7 protein-coding genes are annotated in these 6,846 nt (G+C 61.1%); 3 read left to right on the top strand and 4 right to left on the bottom strand.

What is annotated here, in order from left to right; genetic code table 11:
• Both BGP02_RS14855 and BGP02_RS14850 read right to left on the bottom strand, forming a co-directional pair.
• Positions 1–412, bottom strand: a 412-nt coding sequence (locus tag BGP02_RS14855) for a hypothetical protein (protein ID WP_286798800.1), incomplete at its 3' end; no start/stop codon positions are given.
• 420 nt (positions 413–832) lie between these two features.
• The gene (locus BGP02_RS14850) at positions 833–1,534 is read right to left on the bottom strand and encodes a transposase (RefSeq protein WP_017235761.1); all 702 of its coding nucleotides are present in this window, start codon (positions 1,532–1,534) and stop codon (positions 833–835) included.
• A 197-nt stretch (positions 1,535–1,731) separates the two neighbouring features.
• Here BGP02_RS14850 and BGP02_RS14845 point away from each other — a divergent pair, with 197 nt between their 5' ends.
• The 3 genes from BGP02_RS14845 (at position 1,732) to BGP02_RS14835 (ending at position 4,292) form a co-directional block, all read left to right on the top strand.
• Positions 1,732–2,580 (top strand): OmpW/AlkL family protein, encoded by an 849-nt coding sequence (locus BGP02_RS14845; RefSeq protein ID WP_017235762.1) that lies wholly within the window; start codon positions 1,732–1,734, stop codon positions 2,578–2,580.
• Between the two features lie 267 nt (positions 2,581–2,847).
• The gene (locus BGP02_RS14840; RefSeq protein ID WP_017235763.1) at positions 2,848–3,597 is read left to right on the top strand and encodes an OmpW/AlkL family protein; all 750 of its coding nucleotides are present in this window, start codon (positions 2,848–2,850) and stop codon (positions 3,595–3,597) included.
• Between the two features lie 317 nt (positions 3,598–3,914).
• A complete protein-coding gene (locus tag BGP02_RS14835) occupies positions 3,915–4,292 on the top strand; it encodes an ElaB/YgaM/YqjD family protein (RefSeq protein ID WP_017235764.1) in 378 nt (125 codons plus the stop codon).
• A 144-nt stretch (positions 4,293–4,436) separates the two neighbouring features.
• Here BGP02_RS14835 and BGP02_RS14830 read toward each other — a convergent pair whose 3' ends face one another.
• Both BGP02_RS14830 and aroB read right to left on the bottom strand, forming a co-directional pair.
• Entirely contained in the window at positions 4,437–5,573 is a 1,137-nt protein-coding gene (locus tag BGP02_RS14830; RefSeq protein ID WP_017235765.1) for a deoxyguanosinetriphosphate triphosphohydrolase, read from the bottom strand.
• 16 nt (positions 5,574–5,589) lie between these two features.
• The gene (gene aroB, locus BGP02_RS14825; RefSeq protein ID WP_286798787.1) at positions 5,590–6,666 is read right to left on the bottom strand and encodes a 3-dehydroquinate synthase; all 1,077 of its coding nucleotides are present in this window, start codon (positions 6,664–6,666) and stop codon (positions 5,590–5,592) included.
• Positions 6,667–6,846 lie beyond the last annotated feature (180 nt).

Genomic DNA, 6,846 nt, shown 5'->3' with positions numbered 1-6,846 from the left:
CGCGATCGATCGCGACGTCGCGCCAACCCAGCACGACTTGCCCCTCGGCCTTCACGGTCCGCTCGAGTTCCTGTTCGCAGGCCAGACGCGACGCGTGTTCCTTCGGCAGAAAGATCATGCCGACACCGTATTCGCCGGCCGGCGGCAGGGTCACGCCTTGCCGGGCCATCTCTTCGCGGTAGAACTGATCGGGAATCTGGAGCAGGATGCCGGCCCCGTCACCCATCAACGGGTCGGCGCCCACGGCGCCCCGGTGATCGAGGTTTTCGAGAATCTTCAGGCCCTGCTCGACGATGGCATGACTCTTCACGCCCTTGATGTGCGCCACGAAGCCGACGCCGCAGGCGTCATGTTCGTTGGCCGGGTCGTACATGCCCTGAGCGTCCGGCGCCACGTACGCCTCACCCGGCATCGCTACGGCCGCTGCAATCGGTTGCTGTTTCTTTTCCACGAGTTACACCGTCTCTTGGCGAGGTCGCCGCGCGCATGCTCGTCGCGCTCGACCGGGTTAAGTGGGGGTGGCCGGGTGGGCCAGGACTGCGGATTCGCGCGCGTCGAAGGTCGTTCTTGGGCGTCGCCACAGGGAGCCGACTCAGCGCGCACGCTTTTGCGCATCGCACCAATCGGCCGAAGTTGGAATATACGCCAAGGAATTCACAAAGACAAAACAATTTAATGGGGTCAGATTCGCATTTAAAACCACGCTGATCGAAGGCCCCTTTTTATTAGGGTCATATTAATTCGATCCGATCTGTGCTCGTCAAAAAATTCTGTGATTTCAAATAGCTGGAGAAAGCGAGGCAGACCGGAACCGGCCTGCGGCCAGCCAGTGTCAGAGCGCGTCCGAGATCGCTTTGCGTGGACGACCGCGCGTGAGAGGACTCACGCGCCGGTTGGCGGCAAGTGACATGCGAGCCTGATAATCGGGCCCGCCGAGCAGCCATCCTTTCTGCGTTGCCGTACGCAATGCGTCAATCTCAGGTGCCGGCAGCGGGATCGAAAACCCCTCGGCGTAGGCACGTTGACGTTCGAACGGTGTATTGCCGAGCGCCCAATACAGCGCGTGGTCCGTGACCAGACTATCGACCGTGAGGCCGACGTGATGGAGGTAACTCGACCATCGGTAATTCCCGGGGGCATCTGCCAGCCCCGCGCGCACCGGGTTGAGCTCGACGTACCGGCTGGCAAGCAGCAGATAGTGTTCCGCTTCGATGACCGTGGCGCGATACCGGCCCTCCCAAAGCGTGCCGGTGCGCTGGTGACGCCGGTTGAAATACAACACGTAGTAGCGACCAACGGCCTGAAGCGTGGCCGGAAGGCTGCGCTCGTCTGCGGGCGTGGCAACCAGATGCAGGTGGTTCGGCATCATGCACCAGGCGTGAATCGCCAGTCCGTTGGCGCGCGCGGCGTCGCGCAACCGGTCGTGAAATACACGCCGGTCCTCGTCGTCGACGAAGATCGCCTGCCGGTTATTGCCGCGCAGAATCACATGCTGCGGTTGGCGTGGAATGAAAAGTCGCGGTAATCGGGCCATGCGGATTCAAATGTAATTCTTTAAAGCTCGATATCACGATCGTCGAGGGAGTTTCATCATAAAAACCCCTTTAAATACTGATATCTAGCCAAACCCCGTTGATTCGTACAAAAGCTCTAGATACGGCGATTGCGCCGTGAAATCCCAAGCGCATAATGCATCGAAAAATAAATAAATAATCTTGGGAGGATAGACAAATGACAACTCGGGCCTATCGGTCCGCGGCGTGCTTGTGCGCGCTCGGACTCTTCGTTTCCCTGGCGCCCACCCGCGCCAGTGCACAACAAGCCGGCGACAACGTCGTCAATCTCGGATGGTTTCACATCGCGCCGCAAGACTCCAGCAAGCCGATGACCACAAGTGTCACCCAGGAAGGGCTCACTCCAAGCCTGGTGCCGTCGAACTTCACGTCCCCCGGAAGCGGAGCGAAGGTCAGTAACGCCGACACGCTCGGCCTCGTCATCACCCACTTTGTCACCGACAACATTGCCGTACAGACGGTTGCCGGCATTCCCGCCAAGTTCAAGCTTACCGGACAAGGCGTGATCGCACCGCCGGGACTGGCCGGCGCGCTCACGAGTATCGACCTTGGCGCGCCACAAAACAATCCGATTGTGCAGAGCGTTCGTCAATGGAGTCCGGCGCTTGTGTTCCAGTATTACTTCGGCCAGGCCAATTCCACCTGGCGCCCGTTTCTGGGGGTCGGTGTGAGTTATACGTTCTTCACGAACGTCAATCTCAACCCGAATTTCGAAGCGGCGCTGAATCAGAATTTCGGCAGCGTGCTCGCGTTCACTTCCGGGCATAACGGGCCGACCACCGTCGAAGCGAAATCGTCGGCGTCGTGGCAACCCGTTTTCAATGCCGGCGTGTCCTATGCCTTCGACAAACACTGGGTCGCCAGCGCCTCGGTTTCTTACGTTCCCCTCAAGACCACCGCGAACATCAAGATCAAGGCGCAGGACGGAACGGTCCTCTCCTCCTCCGACGCCGAGATCAAACTGAACCCGATTGTCACCTTCGTCTCGCTCGGCTACAAGTTCTAGACTCAGCGTGCGGGACGCAGAATGCGTTCGACATATCGGACTCCGCAGTGAAATCCTAAAGGCGTGCCCTGGGCGTCAGGGCGCGCTTTTCGCCCGTCCAGCGCATTTTTCTAGGGGCATTCCATGAGTCGATGCATGGAAACAACACCTTTAGAGCGCGCACTCCAGACTCTTGCTTTCCGCTGCTATGCCCCGTCGGCATAATGGCCCTGAATTTCATTTACCGAAATTCTCGACAATAAAGAATCTTGAGCAGGAGACGAATCGATGAAGTTGAAGCATTTGACGATGGCTGCCGTGGCCACGCTCACGGTGTCCGGGGCCGCGTTTGCACAGCAAGCCGGCGATAACGTTGTCAACCTTGGCTGGTTCCACCTCTCGCCCCAGGTTTCCAGCGATCCACTGAATGTGACCGGATCGAACGTTCCGGGTCTGGCCGCGGCAGTGAATAGCCGACTGGGCAATACGGGTGCCCAAGTCGATGACGCCGACACCGCGGGCCTCACGTTTGCCCACTTCTTTACCGACAACATCGCCGTGGAAGCCGTCACCGGCTTCGCGCCGAAGTTCCGCCTCTACGGACAGGGCAACCTCGCGCTGCCAGGTGGCGGTTCGCTGGCATCGGCCAAGCAGTGGAGCCCGGCCTTGTTGCTGAAGTATTACTTCGGACAGGCAAACGATACATGGCGTCCCTTCGTCGGCCTTGGGGTCAGCTACTTCTGGTATACGAACATTGAACTGACGCCGGGCTTCCAATCGCTGGCCAGCAATGCATTGACGGGCGGCCCAGGCGGCAACACAACGGCCAAGCTCACCAATTCGTGGGCGCCAGTGTTCAACGCGGGTATCAACTACAACATGGACAAGCACTGGACGCTCGCATTCTCCGTGTCGTACATCCCGGTCAGCACCACCGCCAAGCTGACGACCACCCGCGGCCCGATCACCACGACCAGCGAAGCCAAGGTCAAGCTGAACCCGGTGGTCACGTTCCTGTCGCTGGGTTACCGCTTCTAAGTTCCGCGCCAAGCCAGCTTTCCGGCTCACGCCAGCGCTTGCATTCGGTCTGACTTGGCGCAACGAAATCGATTCAAGCCGTCTAGAAAACGCCGCCCCGTGCGGCGTTTTCGTATTTCCGGCCGCGATGTCAGCCCATTCTCACACGATCTTCAGCCAACGCGACGCAACTTTCTTCGTTTCCCGAAAGTCTCTGAAGGTGTACGCACGCGAACGGTCGCGCCATAATGGCCGTTCGCCTCAGGGTTCCACCGGCGCCGTCGTTCCCCGAGTCTGACGGACGCCGCATTTCAATACCACCTCTTGGGAGTCTGAAAATGGGAATTGCCTCGAAAGCGGAAACGGTACTCAACAGCAGCCTCGACGATGCGCGCTTTGCCGGCCGACGTACCGCACGCGCGGCACGTCTGGCGAGTCAGGACGTCTCTTCACGCGTGCGCGATCTGCTCGACGATCTGGACCACGCGCTGTCCAACGCGAAGTCGGCATCGGATATTGAGGCGCTGCGCGCCGAGATCGGCGACAAGCTTCGTGAAGCGCGCAGCGAGTTTGGCGATGCCCGCGCCAACCTGCGCCGTCGCGCCAACGAGGTCTGGGAAGAAGCCGACGGCTATGTCCACGAGCGCCCATGGCAGACCGTTGGCACGGTAGCGGCTGTTGCGCTCGTGCTCGGATTCATTGCGGGACGCAGCTAACTCACTCGCCGGCGGTGCCGTTGTGCACCGGCAGACATCGAACGTGATGCGTCGGGATACCGGCCCTCATCGTCACACGCGAGGTGGCAATAGCGAAACAGCCGGCGAAAGCCGGCTGTTTCGCATCGTCTCCCGAGGCACGCGTCAGAGCGTCGGCTCGATGGTAAAGAGACGGCTGTATTCCTTGATTGCGTAGCGATCCGTCATTCCGGCAATGTAGTGCGCGATCCAGCGTGGCTGATCCGCTGCGTGCTCGGTGCGGTAGTTGGGTGGCAGCAAGCGGGGATCGGCAAGAAACGCGTTGAACAACTCCTGAACGATGCGCTGCGCTTTCGCTGCCATGCGCATCACCAGATAGTGCCGGTAGAGATTCTCGAACAGAAACCGCTTGAGTCGCCCGGCCTGCTCGCGCATCTCGCCGCTAAAGGCCACCAACGGTCCCGCGCCACGCACATCGTCAATGGAGAACGGCGAAGCGTCGGCCACGCGTTGACGCGTGGTCGTGATCAGGTCGACGATCAGCGCATTGATAATCCGTCGCGTCGTTTCGTGCACCAGCCGCCGGCCGGAAATTTCCGGCCATGCAAGCCTCGCCTCGGCGCAATAGCGTTTCCAGAGCGGCACGTCGTCGAGTTGATCGAGCGACAACAGGCCGGAGCGCACACCATCGTCGATATCGTGATTGTTGTAAGCGATCTCGTCCGCAAGATTGGCGATCTGCGCTTCCATCCCAGGCTGCCGCCCCTTCAGAAATCGCTCGCCAAGCTCACCCAGCCCTCTCGCATTCGCGCGCGAACAGTGCTTGAGAATGCCCTCGCGCGTCTCGAAACAGAGGTTCAACCCGTCGAAGCCGCCGTAATGCTCTTCGAGTTCGTCGACAACGACAAGGCTCTGCAGATTGTGCTCAAACCCGCCGTAATCTTGCATGCAGGCGTTGAGTGCGTCCTGCCCGGCGTGACCGAAGGGCGTGTGACCGAGGTCGTGCGCCAGTGCGATCGCCTCGACGAGATCCTCGCTGACGCGCAGATTTCGCGCGATCGACCGGCCGATCTGCGCCACTTCCAGACTGTGTGTCAGGCGCGTGCGAAACAGGTCGCCCTCGTGATTCACGAACACTTGCGTCTTGTATTCGAGCCGGCGGAACGCCGTCGAATGAATGATGCGGTCGCGGTCGCGCTGAAATTCGGTCCGCGTCGTAGGCGCAGGTTCCGCAAACCGCCGTCCGCGTGACGCGCTCGAGCGCGCCGCGTAGGAGGCAAGCGACGCTTCGTAATCGATCATCGCCAGCCCTCCTTTACTAGATGTTGGCGCGCAACGTCGCGCGAAGCTCGGCCTCGGGAACGCCCGTCATGAACGCCTGCCCCAGCCGGTTGAGTAGTACGAAGCGGATGTCCCCGCCTTCCGCCTTCTTGTCGACGCGCATCAGATCGATGTAGCGATCCTCACCCAGATCCGGCCCCGTGACCGGCAGCTTGGCCGCCACGATCAGCGCCTTGATTCGCGGGACAAACGCCGTGTCGATAAAGCCCAGACGCGCCGACAGATCGGACGCCATGACCATGCCGCACCCGACCGCCTCGCCATGCAGCCATTCGCCATACCCGAGGCCCGCTTCAATGGCATGGCCGAACGTATGACCGAAGTTCAGCGTGGCACGCAGGCCCTGTTCGCGTTCGTCGCTGGCGACGACCTGCGCCTTGATCTCGCACGAGCGCTGCACGGCGTAGGTCAGTGCCGCCGTATCGCGGGCATTCAACGCTTCGATATTCGCCTCGATCCAGTCAAAGTACTGTTCATCGGCGATCGCGCCATGCTTGATCACTTCCGCCAGACCGGCGGCCAGCTCACGATCCGGCAACGTGGACAACGTGCCGATGTCGGCCAGCACGGCGCTCGGCTGCCAGAACGCTCCGATCATATTCTTGCCGAGTGGGTGGTTGATCCCCGTCTTGCCACCGACCGACGAATCCACTTGTGCAAGCAGTGTCGTTGGCACCTGCACGAACGGGACACCGCGCATGTAGCAGGCGGCGGCAAACCCGGTCATGTCGCCGACGACTCCGCCGCCCAGCGCGATCAATGTCGCCTTGCGGTCCGCCTGAGCGCCAAGCAGTTCGTCGAAAATCAGGTTGAGCGTTTGCCAGTTCTTGTGCGCCTCGCCGTCGGGCAGCACAGCGGTGACCACACGCTTTCCGAGCCGTTGCAGCGTTGCCGCGACGCGCTCGGCGTAAAGCGGGGCGACGGTCGTGTTCGTCACGATCACGGCGTGCGTGCCGCGCACGTGCGGCGCGAACAAGGCCTCCTGCGTGAGCAGATCGGTGCCGATGTGGATCGGATAGGCGCGCTCGCCCAGATCGAGTTTGAGGGTCTTCATGCCGCTTGTTGTCATGGTCAGCGATATCGGCGATATCAGCGAGGAAAGGTGTCGGGCGCAGGCGATACGGACGTTGTCTGCGATGCATCATCGCGCTCGGCCTGCGCCAGCTTCGCGTCGCCCCCGGCCGCCCGAGCGGCTTCACCGTCACCGTGCGCACCGTCCGGCTCGTCGCCATGC

It is taken from the genome of Pandoraea sp. 64-18, assembly GCF_001899225.1.
Taxonomy (GTDB): Bacteria; Pseudomonadota; Gammaproteobacteria; order Burkholderiales; family Burkholderiaceae; genus Pandoraea; species Pandoraea cepalis.
The sequence above is the reverse complement of the archived record's forward strand: the minus strand, read 5'-3'. Positions and strand labels throughout refer to the sequence as shown.